Below are 17784 nucleotides of genomic sequence, written 5' to 3'. Positions count from 1 at the left end.
GGGGGCGAGATTCGAACTCGCGAACCCCTGCGGGACAGGATCTTAAGTCCTGCGCCTTTGGCCTGACTCGGCTACCCCCGCAGCACCCCACACAGTTAATGTGCTGTTTGGTTTATTATTGTTTCCAGGTTTTTGGGTTTTTTTATTGGTTTTTGGCTTTTGGGTATGATCCGAGTATTTTGGTTTGTTCGGTTTGTTTTTTTAGTTCTTTTATTGCTTTTTTTATTTTGGGTTTTTTTCTGTGTCCTTCGATGTCTATTATGAAGTAGTAGTCTCCTAGTTTTTTTCTTGATGGTCTTGATTCTAGTTTTGTTAGGTTTATTTGTCTTTTTGCGAAGGGTTTTAGTGATTTGTATAGTGTTCCGGGTTTTTGTTTGACTGAGAATATTAGGGTTGTTTTGTCGTTTCCTGTTGGTTCGGCATCTTTTGTTGCTAGGATGATGAATCTGGTTTTGTTTTGTTTGACGTCTTGGATGTTTTTTTCTAGTATGTTTAGGTTGTATTTTTTTGCTGTTTCTGCTGGGGCTATTGCTGCCATGTTTGTGAATTCAGTTGTTAGTTTGGCTGCGTGTGCTGTGCTTCCTGTGGTTCTTGTTTCTGCGTTGGAGAATTTGTTTGTTATGTAGTTTCTGCATTGTGCGAGTGCTTGTGGGTGGCTTACGATTATTTCGGTGTTTTCGGTGTTGTGTCCTATTAGGCAGTGGTTTATCTCTATTATTGTTTCTCCCATTATTTTGACGTTTTTTTGGTTTAGTAGGTCTATTGTTTGGAGTACTGTTCCTTGTATTGAGTTTTCTATGGGTAGTATTCCTATGGTTTTTGGGTTGATCTGGTTGATTACTTCTTCGGGTGAGGATTTTAGTTTTATCTCTGGGTTTTTTATGTTTTTGTTTGTCCATTTTTTGGTTGCTTTTTCGCTGTAGGTTCCTGGGGGGCCTAGTGTCAGTATTCTCATACCCTTTATATTCTGTTGTTTTTAAAATTAACTTTTGGAAAAATAGTTGGGGTTTATGGGGGTTGGGTGTTTTAGAGTAGTTTTTCTAGGATTTCGTGGAATTCTTCTGTTTTTTCTGGTGGTAGGTCTTTCATTAGTTTTTGTAGTGATTTGTCTACTTTTTTTTGTTGTTTTTGTTTTTTTCTTTTTAGTTCTTGGTATTCTTTGTTTTTTCTTAGTATGTCTTCGTCTAGGTTTTCTCTGAGTTTTTCTATTTTGTTTATTGTTGAGTAGTATTGGTCTATTTGGGTATCGTATTCTGAAATCGATATTGTTTCTTTTATTTTTTTACGTAGGTTTTTGGGGGATATTGGTTTGTTTATGTAGTCGTTGAACTCCATCTCTATTATGTCTAGGTCAGGGTCGAGTGCTGTTAGCAGTATGACGGGTGTTTGTGAGATTTCTGGGTTTTTGTTTTTTCTTATTTTCTTTAGTACTTCTCCTCCGTCTATACCTGGCATCATTCGGTCTAATAAGACTAGGTCTGTTTCGGGGGATATTTTCTGTAGGCCTTCTTCACCGTCTCCTGCGGTGGTTACTTGGTACTGGTCTTTCAGTATCTCTTCGAATAATTCTAGTTCATCGGGATTGTCTTCTATTATTAATACCTTTTTCATCGAGGTTTCTCCGCTTTAAGACTATTTAACCTTTTTTTTATTCAAATAGTTTTTGTTGTTTTTGTTGTTTTTTAGGTGTTGTGTTTTATTTTTTTTGGATTTTTTGGATTTGTTTTTTAGTAATTGGTCCTTCTCTTAGTATTTTGATGTTTTTGTTTATTTCTATTATTGTTGATGATGTTCCTATTTCTGTGGTTCCGGCTTCTACTATGTAGTCTACTGGTATTTTGATTTGTTTATGGTTTTTTGGTGGTTTTTCTCCGGTTATGTTTGCGCTGGTTGAGGTTATTGGTGATCCAAACTGTTTTATTATCTTTATCGCCGTTTTGTTATCTGGAAATCGTACTCCAACTTTGTCGCTGCCTGCGGTTAATGTGTTTGGTACTTTATCGGTTTTTTTTACTATTGCTGTTACTGGTCCGGGCATTAATTCTTTTAGGGTTTTTAGTTGTTTTTTGTCTATTTCAGCTATTTCATGGAACATCTCCCATGATGAGATTGCTAGGGATATTGGTTTGTTTTTACTGCGTTTTTTTATTTTGAATACTTTTTCGATTGTTGGTTTTTTTAGAGCGTTTGCTCCTACACCATAAACGGTTTCCGTTGGATAGGCTATCAATTCGTCTTTCTTTAGGGTATTTACTGCTTCTTCAATCATTTTTGATCAACTGAATAATCTTGTTTTAGGTTAGGTAGTTGAAGGTTATGTACAGTAGGTCTCCAATGGTTAGGGCGACTATTAATCCGAGTGTTATGAATACTATGAAAGGTATCCATGGGGTGACCCATACCTTGTTTTTGGTTTTTGATAGTGTTTTTACTTCTTCTTCTGAGAGTGTTTTGTACTGTCCTTGGTGGTATACTCTTTCTTTATCTGTGACTTTTTTGGTTGGTTTTTTTATTGATGTGAAGAGATGGCTGGGTTTTTCGGTATCTCCTTTTATTATGTTGGTTATGAGGATTGCTATGGGGTATATTAGGGCTATAAACAATCCGTTTACTATGGTTGTGAGGGCGAATATACTGTATTCTCCGATTGTTGGATTGAATGTTTCTGGGTAGGTTGGAAAAAGAATAGCTATAACGATCAATGCTTTTAGATCGGCTCCTCCAAACCTTAATGCCGCCATTATAAAGACTATTATAGCGATAACCAGTAGTGATATACCGAGCATGGTTATGTATTCTGTGTTGTATTGTAGTGCGAGAAAGACTACTGCAATTATGATTAGTGGTATCCATAGTTTGTTTGGAACTTTCCGGTCTTTCAGGTCGGTGAAGCAGGCAATTATAAAGAACGGTAGTACGATTAATATTTTTATGAGGTCAAGGTCCATCGATAATTGATATGTTTTTAAATTTATAAAGTGGTTTGTGCAAACAGATTAATACTGGGAAGGGTATTTGTTTTTTGATGATTGATTTGTCTTAATTGTGGTGTTTGTTTTGTCTGGAAATATTGGTGGTTTGAGTAGGGCTAGGATATTGGTGGATGGTGTGGTTCAGGGTGTAGGGTTTAGGCCGTTTGTGTATCGTAGTGCTGTGGGTCTTGGTTTAGATGGTTTTGTACGTAATTTAGGGGCTTTAGGGGTTGAGGTTGTGGTTGAGGGTGAGATAGATAGTATCGAGAGTTTGATTGATTGTATCGAGAATGAAGGACCTCCTTTATCAGATGTTCGGGAGGTGGATGTGTGTTGGATGGATGTTGAGGGTTTATGTGGTTTTGAGATTGCTGGTTCTTTTGATGGGGGTGATGGTGTTGGGGTTGTTCCACCTGACACTGCGGTTTGTAGTGATTGTTTGAATGATATTAAGAGAGGTGGTAGGTTTGGTGGGTATTGGGCAACTTCCTGTGTTAACTGTGGTCCTCGTTTCACTGTTGTTCGTGACCTTCCTTATGACCGTGATAACACGTCTATGTCTAGTTTTGAGATGTGCGGTGATTGTAGGTCTGAGTATACAGATCCATTGGACAGGCGTTATCATGCTCAGACTATTGCGTGTTCTGTTTGTGGGCCCAGTGTTTTCAGGGTGCCGGGGTGTGATGATGATCCGGTTCGTGTTGTTGCAGGTGATGTACTTTCAGGTAAGGTTGTAGCTATTAAGGGTTGTGGGGGGACTCATCTTGTGTGTCTTGCTAGGGAAGAGCCGGTAGGGTTGTTGAGGGATCGTTTGGGTCGTGATTCTCAGCCTTTCGCCGTTATGGCTCCGGATTTAGATGTTGTGGGTAGTTTTGCTGAGGTTGGTGGGGATGAACGGGAGGTTTTAACTTCTATACGACGGCCTATTGTTTTGTTGGATAAAAAAAGGCCTTTTCCACTTTCTGGTGAGATAGCGCCTGGTTTGCATAATGTTGGTGTTATGTTACCGTATTCTGGGATTCATCATTTGTTGTTCAGTTATCTCGATGAGCCTGTTGTTATGACCAGTGGTAATATGCCTGGAAGGCCGATGCATATTGAGAATGATGTGATTTTAGATGAGTTGTCTGGTGTTGTTGATAGTTTTTTGCTGCATGATCGTGAGATTGTTAATAGGTGTGATGACTCTGTTTTAAGGCTTCATGGTGGTAATAAGAGGTTTATTCGGAGGTCTAGGGGTTTTGTTCCAGAGTCTCTTTCTATACCTGTTTCTGGTGATCCTGTTCTTGCTTTTGGAGCGGAGTTGGATAATACTGTGGCGGTTGGGAAGGATGGTGAGTGTGTTGTTTCGCAGTATATTGGTGATGTTGATGATCCCAGGGTTTTTGGTTATATGAAGGAGGGTGTTGAGAACTTACTGGGGGTTACAGGTATTGAGATGCCTGATTCAGTTGTTTGTGACCTTCATCCTGAGTATCGTAGTTCTCGTTATGCAAGGGAGGTGGGTTCACCGGTTATGGTTCAACATCATCATGCGCATATTGCATCGGTTATGGGTGAGCATGATGTTGATCGTGTGGTTGGTATTGCTATAGATGGTGCTGGTTATGGGTTGGATGGTTCTGTTTGGGGTGGTGAGGTTCTTTTGGCTGGTTTAGAGAGTTTTGAGAGGGTTGGTGGTTTGTCGAGGTCTTTGATGCCTGGTGGTGATGCTGCTGCTTACTATCCTTCTCGTATGGTTGCTGGTATTTTGTATCCTTTCGATGGTCTTAAGGATGTTTTAAGTGGTTTGTGGTTTCCGCATGGTGGTGATGAGGTGGATGTTGTTGTTCAGCAGTTGGAGCGTTCTTTCAATGTGTTTCCTACTTCGAGTGCAGGGAGGTTTCTTGATGGTGTGGCGGCTCTTCTTGATGTTTGTTCTAAAAGAAGTTATGAGGGGGAGCCGGCTATGAAACTTGAAGCGGTTGGTAAGGAAGGATGTCCTGTTGATATAGATGTTCCTGTTGTTGAAAGAGATGGTTTATATAGGTTGGATGTGAGGGAGTTTATGGTTAAGTTATTGGGTTTGTTGGATAGTTATTCAAGGAAGGATGTTGCTGCTACTGCGCAGGTGGGTTTGGCTCGGGGTTTGGTTGAGATAGCTGTTGATGAGGCGTTGGATCGTGGTGTTGATAAAATAGCTGTTTCTGGTGGGGTTTCATATAATGAGTTGGTTATGAAGGAGATTGTGAGGTATATTGATGGGGTTGGGGATGTGGATCTATTGGTTAATGAGAGGGTTCCTCCAGGAGATGGTGGGGTTTCATATGGGCAGGTGGTGGTTGGTAGCGCTAGAGGTTGATGAGTTGGATTTGGTTTCTGTTTAAGGTTAAAGTAAAGTGTTTTTAAGTTTAATGTATATGGAGTTTGGTTTGGTGGTTTAATTTGGGGGATTTATGGAATATTGATCGGATTGGTATTGTGGTTCCTGATTGGGGGTCTCTGAGGATTGGTAGGTTGTTTTCTGTTGTTAATGAGTTTTGGGAGCGTGGTGTTTCTAAGGTTGTTCTTGGTTTTCCTGGGGCTTCAGAGGATTTGAAGGAACGGGTTTTAGATGTTTTTGATTCAAGTGGTGGTGAGGTTGTTGTTGTATGTAAGACTGGTAGAGAGGAGGTTTTGAGTTCTTTGCGTAGGGTTTGTAGGTTGGTTTGTGGTGGTGAGGTTGTTGTTGAGGATGTTGATGAGGAGTTTTTGGGTCGTTTTTTTGATTCAGGTAGTGACCTAGATATTTTGATTAAGGTTGGTGGTGAAAGGCTTCCTAACAGTCTTTTGTGGAGTTTGAGTTATTCTGAGTTTTTCTTCGTTGAGAGTTTTGATGGGTTGGATGATGGTTTTGTTGAGTATGTTTTTGATGAGTTTAGGGCTCGTGAAAGGAGGTTCGGTAGGTGAGGGAGAGGGGTTTGCTGCCTATTGTTTCGATGGGTTTTTTTATTGTGATTACACAGGTTTTAGGTGTGTATCTATCTGTTTTTTTTATGGCTGAAGAGCTACAGGCTTTTGGGGATCCTGAATCTGTTTTGAACCCGATTATTGTTGTTTTTTTTATTTTATTGTTCACTTTTTTCTTTCTTTTTATGCATAAACGGAGGTCTAGATGGTTTATTGAGGTTATTATTGGTTTTGCTGTGTTTATGACTTTGGTTTATACGTTTACTGGTTTGTTTGGTAGGGTTTTTGGTTTAGGGCTTGAGGTTAGTTTTTTATATGGTTTGGTTCCTGCTGTTGTTTTGTTTGGGATTCTTGTTTTTCATCGTGAGTGGTATGTTGTTAATTTGGTTGGTTTGTTTGTTGCTAGTGGTATTGTAGCGATTTTTGGTGTTTCGTTTTCTGTATGGCCTGTTGTGGTTCTTCTTGTTTTTTTAGCTGTTTATGATGCTATTGCGGTGTATAAGACTAAGCATATGTTGAGTTTGGCTGGTAGTGCTGTGGAGATGAGGGTTCCTATTCTTTTTGTTGTTCCGTGGGAGCGTGGTTATTCTTTTGGTGAGGAGTCTTTTGGTGGTGAGGGGCGGCGTAAGGCTTTTTATATGGGTCTTGGTGATGCTATTATCCCATCGATTTTAACCGTTTCTGCGTATACGTTTATTGGGCCTTATGTGGCTTTAGGGTCGTTTTTTGGTTGTATTGTTGGTTATTTTGGGCTTAGTTTGTTGGTTTTGACTGGTAAGCCTCAGGCTGGTTTGCCTTTGCTTAATTCTGGTGCTATTGCTGGGTTTTTGATTGTTTTTTTGGTTTTGGGTGTGTAGTTTTAGTTTTTTATTGTTGGTATTTTTCCCATGGTTTTTCTATTTCTATTGGTTTTAGTACGTCTTCTAGTAGTTTTTCTATTCCTTCGCCTGTTTTTGCTGATACTTTGTATCCTTCTTTGATTTCTTCGGTGTAGATGTCTTTTTTGTTGTATGCTTTGAATATTGGTGTGTTTTTGAATGTGTTTTTTATTTCTTGGTATAGTTTTTCTTGTTTTTCTATTGGGTATCCGCATCTGCCTGTTGGGTCTATTACGTGTATTATTGAGTTGGCGATGTGTTTTAGTGCGTGTATGGATTTTTTTTCTATGTTGTTTCTTTTTGATAGTGGTCTGTCTAGTATTCCTGGTGTGTCGATGATTTGGTATTTTACGTAGTTTTTTTCGAGTATTCCTATCTCTAGGTTTTTGGTTGTGAATGGGTATGTTTCTATTTTTGGTCGGCTGCTTGTTATTCTGCTTAGTATTGTTGATTTTCCTACGTTTGGGTATCCTGATATTACGATTGTTGGCATTTTTTTGATTTCTGGGATCTGTCTGAGTTTTTTTCTTGTTTGTTTGAGGTGTTCTATGTCTGGTTTTATCTGGTGGAGTATTGAGGATATTCGGCCGTATGCTTCTTTTCGTATTTGGAGGTTGGTTTTTTTGCTTCGTTTTTTGTGTGATTTTGAGATTATTGTGTCCATCATGTTTCTTGCCCAGTTGAGTGCGGCGAGTGATTGTTTGGTTTGGTCTATGTCGATTGTTGTGTCTGCGAGGTCGTAGTAGAACTGGGGTAGTTTGTTGAAGTTGGGGTATTTGTTTATTATTTTTTCTAGTTCTGTTTTGATGAGTTCTGCTGCTATGTGGATTTTTTGTAGTTCTTTGTTCTCGCTTTTTTGGTTGTGTTCTTGTCTTGCTTTTTTGAATGCTCTGTCTATTAGTTGGTCGGGTTCTGGTGCGTCTGGTATTTTTTTGAACATGCCTTGTTCACCTATAGGTATTTTTGTTTTTGAGTATGTTTGTTTTTGTAGGTTGTTTTTGTGTTGCATCTGTGGATAACGTCGTTAATTATATATGTTTTTAGTTAGAATTTGAGATGGATATGATTTATATGTGGTTGGTTTGGAAAATATGATTGTTCTCAATTGAGCAATAAATGGGGTTTTGTTTTAAGTTTGAATCGATATAAACCGGCTATAATAGTTTATAAGTGTTTTAGTAGGTTTTTGGCTGGAGGTTATGTGTGTTTATGTGTTTATTGTTGATATTGGTTTGTTTGGTGTGTTTTGTTTTATTTGAGTTGGTTTAAATGTTGTAATAAGCATTTAGGTTGTGTAAATCAGTTTTTTAGAGTTATTAAGGTTTTAAAATTTTTTTAAACACAACCCAAATCTTTTATAAATAATCATGATAAATTAATCTCTGTTAAGATTTCATTTATAAGGGGAATACAGGATACATGAAATATAAAAAGGGAGATCGTTGATAATATGGCGAATAGCAATTTAAGAAAAGCCCAACTAGTGGTCGGCATATATTCATTTATACTATATATGCTGTTGACCGCTTCAACAGGCGACTTGCTGTTCTGGCAATATGGAGACATCATACTAGCAGTCCTAGTCTCTATCATAGCAGCAGCAGCTTCTTACAAAATACTAGACAACATAGAAGGATATGAATTCCTACTGAACCCAATCAAAGTAATAACACTAATAGCCTACGCAATCGGCCCACTTTTCTACAGAATAACAAAAGCAAACCTAGATATCGCATGGAGAGTGATCACAGGAAAAATCACACCAGGAATAGTCAAAATAAAAACAAACCTAAAAAACGACGTCTCAATAACAATGCTAGCAAACTCGATAACACTAACACCCGGTACATTAACTGTAGACCACGAAAACGACGAGTTCTACGTACACTGGATGAACGTTACAGAAGAAAAGCCAGACACAGAAAGAATAACAGGAAGCATGATAAACTGGGTCAGGAGGATAGCTGAATGAACATATTCCTAATAGCAGCAATATTAATGGCTGTATTCATATCAATAGCCATCTTAAGAATTATTTTAGGCCCCACAACCCCTGACAGGGTTGTTGGACTTGACACAACCAACATGATGGTTATAGCCACAATGATATTGCTTGGAGCAGCATACGACTCAGTAATTCTAATCGACGTCGCTATAGTATACGCAATACTAGCATTTGTAGCAACACTATACATATCAAAATACCTGGAGGATGAAGCATGAACCCACTTGACATACTAGTGATAATATTACTAGCAATCGGACTATTCTTCAACCTAATAGCAGCACTAGGACTACATAGATTCCCAGACGTATATTCAAGACTACATGCCTCAACAAAAACCAATACATACGGCTCTATATTCCTCGTGCTCGCAGTCGTTGTATACGCAATCTCAAACTACTTAGATGGAGCAGCTGCAGCCACCCAACTACAACTCGCAATACACTCACTAATAGCATTGATAGCAATACTAATAGCAAACCCCACAGGTTCACACGCAATAGCGAGAGCAGCACACAGAAGCGGATACCTACCCAAAGGAGTTGTCGACGCAATGGATACCGGAGTAACAGGTTCCAAACAAGAAGAACAGCCAACAGAAGAAGATAAAAAACTGGAGGGCGCATAAAATGGAGCTCGAACTACTGATGCACGGAATAGTTTTAGCATTAATAATAATAACAGCATACCTATCCCTCACCCTAGAAGACATACTAGCATCAGTAATATCATTCGCAGCAATGAGCCTCCTACTAGCACTAGAGTTCTACATGCTACAAGCACCGGACGTAGCGATGGCTGAAGCAGCTATAGGAGCAGGACTAACAACTGCCATATTCATTTTGGCAATAAAGAAAACAGAGAGGTGGGATGTATGAGGAAAAAAGTCGGCGCAGTAATACTGATACTGTTCTTCTCATTCATGTTGTTCGGAGCCTCAGAAGCACGAGACTTCGGAGAACCCGAGTATCTCGATCTAGACGAACACCTAATCGAAAACGCACAAGAAGACACAGGCGCTAACAACGTCGTTACAGCAGTACTATACGACTACCGATCCTTCGATACACTCGGTGAAGCAACCGTATTGTTTGCAGCAATAGCATCAGTAATGGTAGTATTAAGGAGGATGGCCTAATGAAAGAGATGTCAACAATAGTCAAATCCATAACATCATTGATGTACATACCAATCCTCGTATTCGGAATGTACATAATAATACACGGCCACATCCTTCCAGGAGGCGGGTTCCAAGGCGGAGTCATAGTAGCAACAGGAGTAGCACTCGTATTCATAGCATACGGAACAAACAAAGCAAACCAATGGTTCAGCAGCAAAGCAATGTTCTCACTAATGTCACTAGCTGCAGTACTATACTTCATAGTGAAAAACATTGGTGGAAAAAGACTCAGCGAATTCCTTCTAGAAACAGAGATATTCGGTCCAGCACCAGTCGGAATCAACCCTGGATTTATCGATTCAGGAGGCGTACTCGGACCCCTAAACATATTGGTCGGAATACTCGTTTTCGCTGCAGTAAGCTATGCAATAATAGTATTAAGCCAAATGGAGGCTGAATAAAGTGATTAACTTACCATACATAGCAGTGACCATACTACTGCTCATAGGATTCTATGGATTAATATTCAGAGACAACATCATAAAAACGGTTATAAGCGTAGGAATACTTGCTTCAGCAGCAAACCTATTCCTAGTTTCAACAGGATACAGAGCAGAAGGGATCACACCAATATTCACCGCGGTACCGGAAGACATGGTTATGGTTTTCGCAGTACCACAAGCACTGGTTATAACAGCGATCGTTATAGGCCTCGCAATGACAACACTAATGCTAGCGCTCGTAATTCGAATTTACAAAGAATATGGAACACTTGATACAAAAGAGATAAGGAGATTAAGAGGATGATGGATTACATAGATTACGCCCCAATACTCGCAATAATGGTCCCATTACTCGCTGGTTTCGCCACACCATTGATAGCTAGGTTAGGTGAAAAAGCGAAGAAGTTATGGGCAACAGCAGGACTAGCAATCGCTCTATCAATAGTAATAATCGTTTTCGCCAGAGTAATCGACGTCGGAATAATGACCTACGCAACCGGAGCCGCAATACCAACCGACCTAATACCCGGTGGCATGGAACAACCAATAAGAGTTGTACTAGAAGTAGATGGGATGAGCGCTTTCGCAGCATTAGGAATAACCCTAACAACATTCCTAGCAGCAATATTCTCATGGAGATATTTTGATGAAACCGGAATGGGAACAACAGGTTTCTACACACTACTACTCTTATTAGGAGCATCCGGAGTAGCATTCGCATTCACCGGCGACCTATTCAATCTATTCGTATTCATAGAGCTGTCATCAATAACAGCAATAGGATTAATCGCGTTCTACAGCTATAGAGGACGGCCCAACGAAGCAGCATTCAAATTCCTATTGATAAGTGCAGTCGGAGCATTAATGTTCCTAGTAGCAGTTGGATTCCTCTACGGACAGTACAACGCACTAGCAATCGGAGTAGTAGCAGAACGAATGATGGAAACAGGAATCGGAACAGTAGACAAAATAGCCCTCGCCCTAATGGTCGGATCTCTAGCAATGAAAGCAGGTGCAGTCCCACTACACATGTGGGTGCCCGATACATACGGAGAAGCTCCTGCCCACATAAGCATGGTTTTAGTTACATTAAGCCAGCTCTCACTATACGCATTATTCAGAATATCATTCTCACTATACGGAGTATCACTCGACGGAGTCACACTCGGATGGATAATAGTAATACTTGGACTACTCACCATGTTCATAGGTGTTATGCTAGCGATAATCCAAAAAACAATAAAACGATTGATGGCATACCACGCCATATCCCAAACCGGATACATGTTACTAGGTGTCGGAGTAGGATTGGTAGCACTAATGAGCGGTGAAATCGGAGAGATGCCAGTATATGGATACCACGCAATGGAAGGAGGTATCTTCCACATAATAAACCACGCAATATACAAAGGACTGTTATTCCTAACCGCAGGCGCAATAATCTACAAAACAAACGTACGCAGCCTAAACGACCTAGGCAGCCTCGCGAGAGAGATGCCTTTCACAGCAATAGCATTCATAATAGGCGCAGCAGCAATAGCCGGACTACCACCATTCAATGGATTCGCATCAAAAATATTAATATACGAATCAGTATACGCACTCAACCCATTCCTAACAGCAGTCGCAATGCTAGTCAGCGTAATAACACTCGCCTCATTCGTAAAAGTATTCCAAAGCACATTCCTAGGTCCAGAAAAACCCAGATACAAAGGAGTCGGAGAGGTACCAACAAGCATGAAAACAGCAATGTTCATACTAGCAGCACTAACAGTACTGTTCGGATTATTCCCAGACCTAATAGTAGACACAATCGTTGCACCAGCAGTAGAAGCATTAATTGACCAAACTGGATACATAGGAGGAGTACTAGAATGATAGAAACATTAACAACAGGAGCCGGATACTGGGACCCAATAGTCTTCCTAATAGCCGGCCTAATCATCAGCATAATAGTACTGTTGATATACCGGGCTGGAGCAGGAAACTACACCTCAGAGATGGCTGGAAAACCATACCTATCAGGAAACCCAGAAATATCAAAAGAAGACTCACACGTAAGCGGTGAAAACCTATACTGGGGATTCGTCGAAGGATTAAAAGAATTCTACCACGTGATGGAAAAAATGCATACCGGAATAATCAACGACTACATACTCTGGTATGTAGGTGCATTAGCCACATTATTGCTAATATTCATAGGAGTGTAAAAAATGAAGTTATCAAAAAGTTTCGACAAATCCCTCTGGGTATTCCACTTCAACGCCGGTTCATGCAACGGATGCGACATAGAAATACTCGCAGCACTAACACCCAGATACGACGTCGAGAGATTTGGAATAAAACTGGTCGAAACACCCAGACACGCAGACGTACTACTGGTAACAGGGCCAGTAACAAAACAAACCAAAAAACCACTAGAGAGAATATACGAACAAATGATGGATCCAAAAGCAGTCCTAGTAATAGGAAACTGCGGAAACACAGGACACATATTCCACGACTCATACAACATAGCCGGACCCGTAGATGAAGTCATACCAGTAGACGTACACATACCCGGATGCGCTGTAAGACCAGAAGGAGTAATATTTGGAGTAGTAAAAGCATGGGAAGCCCTAGAAAAAATGCGGGGAGCCGGAACAAAAGAAGAAACAAAAGAAGAAGCCGAGGAGGCAGCATAATGGAGCCAATGAACCCTGAAGAACTATACGACTACGTTCACCAAGAATTCAAAGACGAAGTGAAAGGACTCATAAACACCGATATAGGTGGAGTAAGCAAAAAAGAAAGCCACGAACTATGGATAAGAACCCCAAGAAACCAACTTAAAAACCTAATCACCCACCTAAAAAAACTTCAAACACCACATTTCGTAACTATGTTAGGTGTTGACAGAGGAGAAGACATACTCACAAAATACATCCTATCCATGTTCTATGGAGGAGATTTCGACGAAATAACAGTAGTAATATGCGTAACGGTACCTAAAAACGACCTCTGGCTACCAACAATCTCAGACATAATAAAAGGATCATTAACCTCAGAAAGAGAGATACAAGAAATGCTCGGCATAGAAATAAAAGACATACCCGACGAAAGACATTTCTTCCTACCCTGGGACCATCCTGAAGAAGAATACCCATGGAGAAGAGATGAGAAAAGAATAGAAGTAACAGATATCTACGAAAAGGAAGGTCAACAATGAACGAAGATAGAGAAGGACTTGATCAAGCTAGATTGGAAAAAGGCAAAGAGTCATACACAATACCAGTCGGTCCAATAAACGTAGCGCTAAAAGAACCACTCAGAATACTATTCTCAGAAGACGGAGAACAAGTAAGAGACGTCGACATAAAAGCCGGATATACACACACCGGAGTCGAAAACATAGCAAACCGTAGAAACCCAATACAAGCCCTACCACTCGTGCAAAGAATATGCGGAATATGTTCACAAGTACACGGATTCACATACACCAGATCCGCAGAAAGCGCATTAGACATAGAAGTACCAGAAAGGGCTCAATACATAAGAGTTATAATGCAAGAACTCGAGAGAATCCACTCACACCTTCTTTGGGCCGGTTCAGCAGCCAACCAAATAGGATTTGAAACACTCTTCTACTACATATGGAAAGAAAGAGAAAACGTAATGGACGCACTTGAATACGTATCAGGAAACAGAGTAAACTACGAAATGAACCTCGTAGGAGGCGTAAGAAGAGACCTAACCCCAGAAAGACTCGAAAAACTCGAAGAAGCATTGAAGTTCTACGAAAAAATCTACCAAGAAGTAGAAGACACAATACTAAGAGACCGAACAGTTAAAATGCGAACCCGAAACATAGGGATACTTGAAAAACAAGAAGCAATCGAACTAGGAACCGTGGGACCGACAGCACGTGGATCAGGAGTTAAAATAGACAACAGGTCAGACCGACCCGGCTCAGCATATGCAGACCTCAACATAAAACCAATGACCCCTGATAGAATATTCGGAGAAACACACTGCGACGTATACGACAGACTCGCAGTCCGAGTAAAAGAAATCGAACAATCAATCGACCTAGTCCGCGAATGCATGGCAAGACTACCAGAAGGAGACATAGCACACGAAGAAAACCTAGTGAAACTACTAAAAGACCTTAGAACCAGAAGTGGACGTGGAGTAGCCCGAACCGAAGCACCAAGAGGGGAATTATTCTACTACTTCCATAAAAAAGCAGACCAAGAAAAAATACAAACACTAAAAGTAAGAACCCCCACATACGGCAACATAATGAGCCTAAGACCAATGTTCCTAAAACAACAGATAGCAGACATACCGATAATCGCAGCATCAATAGACCCATGCATGAGCTGCATGGATAGAGTGGTCACCGTCAAAGGGGACACAACAAAAACATACACCAAAGACGAGTTGGTTGAATTGTCCAAGAAAAAGACAAGGAGGATGAAAAATGGATAACATACTACTCAACCTACTGATTGGAGTCCCACTCATAACAATAGCATTCATATTCCTAGGCTTACTCTACCACGGTATAGACCGAAAAATAAGCGCAAGAATGCAGTGGAGAGAAGGCCCACCAATCGTCCAGCCATTCTACGACGTAAGGAAACTACTAACAAAGAAAAACCTGGTCCCAGAAAACGCAGTAACCTGGATATTTAATTCAGCACCAATCATAGCAATCGTAGCGTCAATACTCGCAGTCCTATACATACCGATAGGGTCAATGAACCCAGTACTCGAAGGATACGGCGACCTAATAATCGTGGTATACCTACTCGCAGCACCACCACTCGCAATGGCCATAGGTGGATTCGCTTCCGGCGCACCCTTCGCATCCCTCGGATCACAAAGAGAAATCACGGTAATGATGTCATACGAACTACCACTAGCGATAGTCGTAGCCACAGTAGCATACATAGTAGGAGGGGAAACAGCATTCTCACTAGCAACAATAGCAGACGCAAACATATGGAGCCTCGTAGGCCCAATAGGAATAGTAGGCCTCATACTACTACTAGCAGTAATGATAGTGGTCTCCCCAGCAAAACTAGCAAAAGTCCCATTCGACATATCAAAAGCAAAAACAGAGGTATCAGGTGGAACACTCTCAGAATACTCGGGAAGAAACCTAGCACTATTCTACATAGCAGACGGAGTTAAAACAGTAGCAATAATCGCATTGCTCGTAGCAATATTCTTCCCATGGAACCTCTCACCAATACTCGGAGTTACAGGAGCAATAGCAATAGCAGTAGACTTCGTGTTCTTCCTAATAAAAGTCCTGATACTCATGGCCATAATCGTAACATTCGTCAGAACAGCTTTCGCACGAATAAAAATAGACCAATTCAGTAGAAACTTTATCGGCCTCGTATCAACACTAGCCTTACTCGGACTAATACTCGTAATGGTAGGTGCCTAAAATGAGCAAAATAATGAGAAAAATAAGCAAACAAGTATTCAAAAAACACAAAACAAACCTATTCCCAGCAAGATACGCACCAAATTCAATAATACAGGTACTTCAGCTCGTAGAGAAAGGAGAAATAGAACTAAACCCACCCATACCGATACCACCAGACTTCCGAGGAAAACTCAAATACGACGAAGAAACATGCGTAAACTGCTACCAATGCCTCAACGTATGTCCAACAGAAGCAATGAAGGTCCACGAAGAAAACGATGAAGAAAAAATAACATTCTACACAAGCAGATGCACATTCTGCCAACAATGCGCAGACATCTGCCCCGTAGACGCAATCGAAATGACAGATGAATTCATCACACTAGCGGCATTCGATAAATACGACCAAAACCTGATAGTAAACGGAGACAAAACACCAGGCCAACTCAAAAAAATAGACAAATAACCATAACTATAGGGTGGCTTAAAAACCACCCCTTTTTTTTAATCAATCCCACTTTTTTGATCCAAACAGAAAAATAATAATAGATAGTTTTTATCTCGTTTAACCGTGTTTTTGGAAAAACAATAAACAAATCAAACGTTATTATATCGATAATGATATCTAAGATGGCTATAAATGTCTTTATACCACTTACTTCCGAGTTGTATCTAGCATCTTTTTTCTGGATTTTAATAGCAATTATTGGATTGGTTTTATTTTATTCGTTATATAAAGCAACAGATAGGTTTTACTGGAAATTGTCACTTGCTTTCACGTTCTTCTGGTTTTTAGGAATATCAGGTGTTTCAGGGTCTTTTGAAGAATACCTATTAGGGGCAAATATAGCATTTATTATTGTTGTACCGATTATCGGTTTTTTATCAATGTTATACCTACATTATAAAACTCCATTTAAATTCAATCGGCCTTTCGGCATATTCTTCGTAGTTGTTTTCACGCTTGCAGCCGGTGGTTTCTTAGCTTTAACCGCTAAAGCCAGTGATATCTTTCTTGGAACCATTATTTTGGAGAGTAACACCGATCTAATGGTTGATTTAGTTTGGATAGCAGTCGGTGGACTGTTTATGGGTTTTTTATTGAAATACTATAGCAATAAAAAACAAATATATTTAGAACCAAGTTCTGTGTCATTTAAATTCTCTATTAAAGAACCTTCTCAATGGGCTTCCCGGTTACTGGAGTTTGGTTTTGGAGAGAAAGGAAGTGGTTGGGCACCGATAGCCGCTCGTTTTCTTCAAGCGGTATTGGTTATATTCACAATAGCAGGGGTATACACAGGTAATGTACGCTGGACTTTTTCCGCATTGATAGCTTTAGCTATAACACAACTACCAACAATAATTACAAAAAACCTGGATATGTACCTACCTCCTTTGCTTAACTTCTTGATAGTTTTAGCGCTTTCACTACATGTTGTAGGTGGTTTTCTAGGTTTCTACGACAACGTATGGTGGTGGGACAACCTTACACATACATTCTCAAGTTTTTTAATAACGGTTCTAGGTCTGGTAGTTTTGTTTTCAGTAGACCTATATGCTGATTCTATAAAGATACCTGGTAGATATACCTGGATGTTTCTGTTTATGGTGATTATGGCTACTGGAGTTGTCTGGGAGATACTGGAGTTTATTGGCGACGAGTTATTTGGAACCACTATGCAGTATGGATTGCGTGACACAGTTGCCGACATGTTTTGGAACATGGTTGGTGCTTCAATTGCAGCGTTATTAGGTCAGAGATATCTAGAACCCTACAAAAATAAATGGAGCTAATTAATTGTTATAAAAAATGAATTGTCTAGGTCGAGCTTCCGAGGCATATTCCCATGAATTAATTTGTTAATACCCTCAGCTCCACCACCGACCGATCCGTTTCGAACGGTATAGTGGGTCACAAAATGTATATCTACTAACTTAATGGCATCTTTCCTT

The 17784-nt window shown here is 40.1% G+C and carries 23 protein-coding genes; 18 read left to right on the top strand and 5 right to left on the bottom strand.

The features are described from left to right. Positions 1-142 precede the first annotated feature (142 nt). The 4 genes from pheA to AMET1_RS07400 all read right to left on the bottom strand — a co-directional run bounded on the left by pheA (position 143) and on the right by AMET1_RS07400 (position 2948). A complete protein-coding gene (pheA, locus tag AMET1_RS07415) occupies positions 143-955 on the bottom strand; it encodes a prephenate dehydratase (RefSeq protein WP_086637839.1) in 813 nt (270 codons plus the stop codon). Positions 956-1026: 71 nt separating this feature from the next. Beyond that, positions 1027-1611, bottom strand: a complete 585-nt coding sequence (locus tag AMET1_RS07410; RefSeq protein WP_086637838.1) for a response regulator — start codon at positions 1609-1611, stop codon at positions 1027-1029. Between the two features lie 85 nt (positions 1612-1696). Beyond that, complete coding sequence (locus AMET1_RS07405) at positions 1697-2269, bottom strand: L-threonylcarbamoyladenylate synthase (RefSeq protein WP_086637837.1); 573 nt, start codon at positions 2267-2269, stop codon at positions 1697-1699. Between the two features lie 25 nt (positions 2270-2294). Continuing rightward, positions 2295-2948, bottom strand: coding sequence for an A24 family peptidase (locus tag AMET1_RS07400; protein WP_086637836.1), 654 nt, complete (start codon positions 2946-2948; stop codon positions 2295-2297). A gap of 109 nt (positions 2949-3057) precedes the next feature. Between AMET1_RS07400 and hypF the strand changes: the two genes are divergently transcribed. From hypF to AMET1_RS07385, 3 genes are all read left to right on the top strand, one after another. Then, positions 3058-5313 carry a carbamoyltransferase HypF gene (gene hypF / locus AMET1_RS07395; protein WP_201721322.1) on the top strand — a complete coding sequence of 752 codons (2256 nt, stop codon included), beginning with the start codon at positions 3058-3060 and terminating at the stop codon, positions 5311-5313. 83 nt (positions 5314-5396) lie between these two features. Continuing rightward, positions 5397-5900, top strand: a complete 504-nt coding sequence (locus AMET1_RS07390; protein WP_161490832.1) for an undecaprenyl diphosphate synthase family protein — start codon at positions 5397-5399, stop codon at positions 5898-5900. Between the two features lie 29 nt (positions 5901-5929). Further along, complete coding sequence (locus AMET1_RS07385) at positions 5930-6757, top strand: presenilin family intramembrane aspartyl protease PSH (protein WP_269088007.1); 828 nt, start codon at positions 5930-5932, stop codon at positions 6755-6757. Between the two features lie 10 nt (positions 6758-6767). On the opposite strand, the gene AMET1_RS07380 is transcribed toward AMET1_RS07385, so the two are convergent. Beyond that, complete coding sequence (locus AMET1_RS07380) at positions 6768-7787, bottom strand: NOG1 family protein (protein WP_086637833.1); 1020 nt, start codon at positions 7785-7787, stop codon at positions 6768-6770. Between the two features lie 441 nt (positions 7788-8228). Here AMET1_RS07380 and AMET1_RS07375 point away from each other — a divergent pair, with 441 nt between their 5' ends. The 15 genes from AMET1_RS07375 to AMET1_RS07305 all read left to right on the top strand — a co-directional run bounded on the left by AMET1_RS07375 (position 8229) and on the right by AMET1_RS07305 (position 17625). Next, positions 8229-8750, top strand: a complete 522-nt coding sequence (locus AMET1_RS07375) for a Na+/H+ antiporter subunit E (RefSeq protein WP_086637832.1) — start codon at positions 8229-8231, stop codon at positions 8748-8750. Next, complete coding sequence (locus tag AMET1_RS07370; protein WP_086637831.1) at positions 8747-9001, top strand: monovalent cation/H+ antiporter complex subunit F; 255 nt, start codon at positions 8747-8749, stop codon at positions 8999-9001. The genes AMET1_RS07375 and AMET1_RS07370 overlap by 4 nt, the downstream gene beginning before the upstream one ends. Beyond that, the gene (gene mnhG, locus AMET1_RS07365; RefSeq protein ID WP_086637830.1) at positions 8998-9411 is read left to right on the top strand and encodes a monovalent cation/H(+) antiporter subunit G; all 414 of its coding nucleotides are present in this window, start codon (positions 8998-9000) and stop codon (positions 9409-9411) included. The genes AMET1_RS07370 and mnhG overlap by 4 nt, the downstream gene beginning before the upstream one ends. Position 9412: 1 nt before the next feature. After that, on the top strand, positions 9413-9661 hold the full coding sequence (locus AMET1_RS07360; protein WP_086637829.1) for a DUF4040 domain-containing protein: 249 nt from the start codon (positions 9413-9415) through the stop codon (positions 9659-9661). After that, positions 9658-9921 (top strand): hydrogen gas-evolving membrane-bound hydrogenase subunit E, encoded by a 264-nt coding sequence (gene mbhE / locus AMET1_RS07355; RefSeq protein ID WP_086637828.1) that lies wholly within the window; start codon positions 9658-9660, stop codon positions 9919-9921. Before AMET1_RS07360 ends, mbhE begins: the two co-directional genes overlap by 4 nt. Then, on the top strand, positions 9921-10364 hold the full coding sequence (locus AMET1_RS07350; RefSeq protein WP_086637827.1) for an MnhB domain-containing protein: 444 nt from the start codon (positions 9921-9923) through the stop codon (positions 10362-10364). Before mbhE ends, AMET1_RS07350 begins: the two co-directional genes overlap by 1 nt. Position 10365: 1 nt before the next feature. After that, on the top strand, positions 10366-10710 hold the full coding sequence (locus AMET1_RS07345; protein ID WP_086637826.1) for a sodium:proton antiporter: 345 nt from the start codon (positions 10366-10368) through the stop codon (positions 10708-10710). After that, the gene (locus AMET1_RS07340) at positions 10707-12284 is read left to right on the top strand and encodes a proton-conducting transporter transmembrane domain-containing protein (protein WP_201721321.1); all 1578 of its coding nucleotides are present in this window, start codon (positions 10707-10709) and stop codon (positions 12282-12284) included. The genes AMET1_RS07345 and AMET1_RS07340 overlap by 4 nt, the downstream gene beginning before the upstream one ends. Continuing rightward, the gene (locus tag AMET1_RS07335) at positions 12281-12616 is read left to right on the top strand and encodes a hypothetical protein (RefSeq protein WP_086637825.1); all 336 of its coding nucleotides are present in this window, start codon (positions 12281-12283) and stop codon (positions 12614-12616) included. The genes AMET1_RS07340 and AMET1_RS07335 overlap by 4 nt, the downstream gene beginning before the upstream one ends. Before the next feature lie 3 nt (positions 12617-12619). Further along, positions 12620-13090, top strand: coding sequence for an NADH-quinone oxidoreductase subunit B family protein (locus AMET1_RS07330; protein WP_086637824.1), 471 nt, complete (start codon positions 12620-12622; stop codon positions 13088-13090). Further along, positions 13015-13614 carry an NADH-quinone oxidoreductase subunit C gene (locus tag AMET1_RS07325; RefSeq protein WP_161490830.1) on the top strand — a complete coding sequence of 200 codons (600 nt, stop codon included), beginning with the start codon at positions 13015-13017 and terminating at the stop codon, positions 13612-13614. Before AMET1_RS07330 ends, AMET1_RS07325 begins: the two co-directional genes overlap by 76 nt. Continuing rightward, positions 13611-14876 (top strand): hydrogenase large subunit, encoded by a 1266-nt coding sequence (locus AMET1_RS07320; protein WP_086637822.1) that lies wholly within the window; start codon positions 13611-13613, stop codon positions 14874-14876. The genes AMET1_RS07325 and AMET1_RS07320 overlap by 4 nt, the downstream gene beginning before the upstream one ends. Continuing rightward, entirely contained in the window at positions 14869-15846 is a 978-nt protein-coding gene (locus AMET1_RS07315) for a respiratory chain complex I subunit 1 family protein (RefSeq protein ID WP_086637821.1), read from the top strand. Before AMET1_RS07320 ends, AMET1_RS07315 begins: the two co-directional genes overlap by 8 nt. A 1-nt stretch (position 15847) precedes the next feature. Further along, on the top strand, positions 15848-16294 hold the full coding sequence (locus AMET1_RS07310; RefSeq protein ID WP_086637820.1) for a 4Fe-4S dicluster domain-containing protein: 447 nt from the start codon (positions 15848-15850) through the stop codon (positions 16292-16294). 296 nt (positions 16295-16590) lie between these two features. Beyond that, positions 16591-17625 (top strand): hypothetical protein, encoded by a 1035-nt coding sequence (locus AMET1_RS07305; protein WP_143406895.1) that lies wholly within the window; start codon positions 16591-16593, stop codon positions 17623-17625. Positions 17626-17784 lie beyond the last annotated feature (159 nt).

This window comes from Methanonatronarchaeum thermophilum, from assembly GCF_002153915.1.
Classification (GTDB): domain Archaea; phylum Halobacteriota; class Methanonatronarchaeia; order Methanonatronarchaeales; family Methanonatronarchaeaceae; genus Methanonatronarchaeum; species Methanonatronarchaeum thermophilum.
Note: the sequence above shows the minus strand (reverse complement) of the source record. Positions and strands in the feature narration are given on the sequence as shown.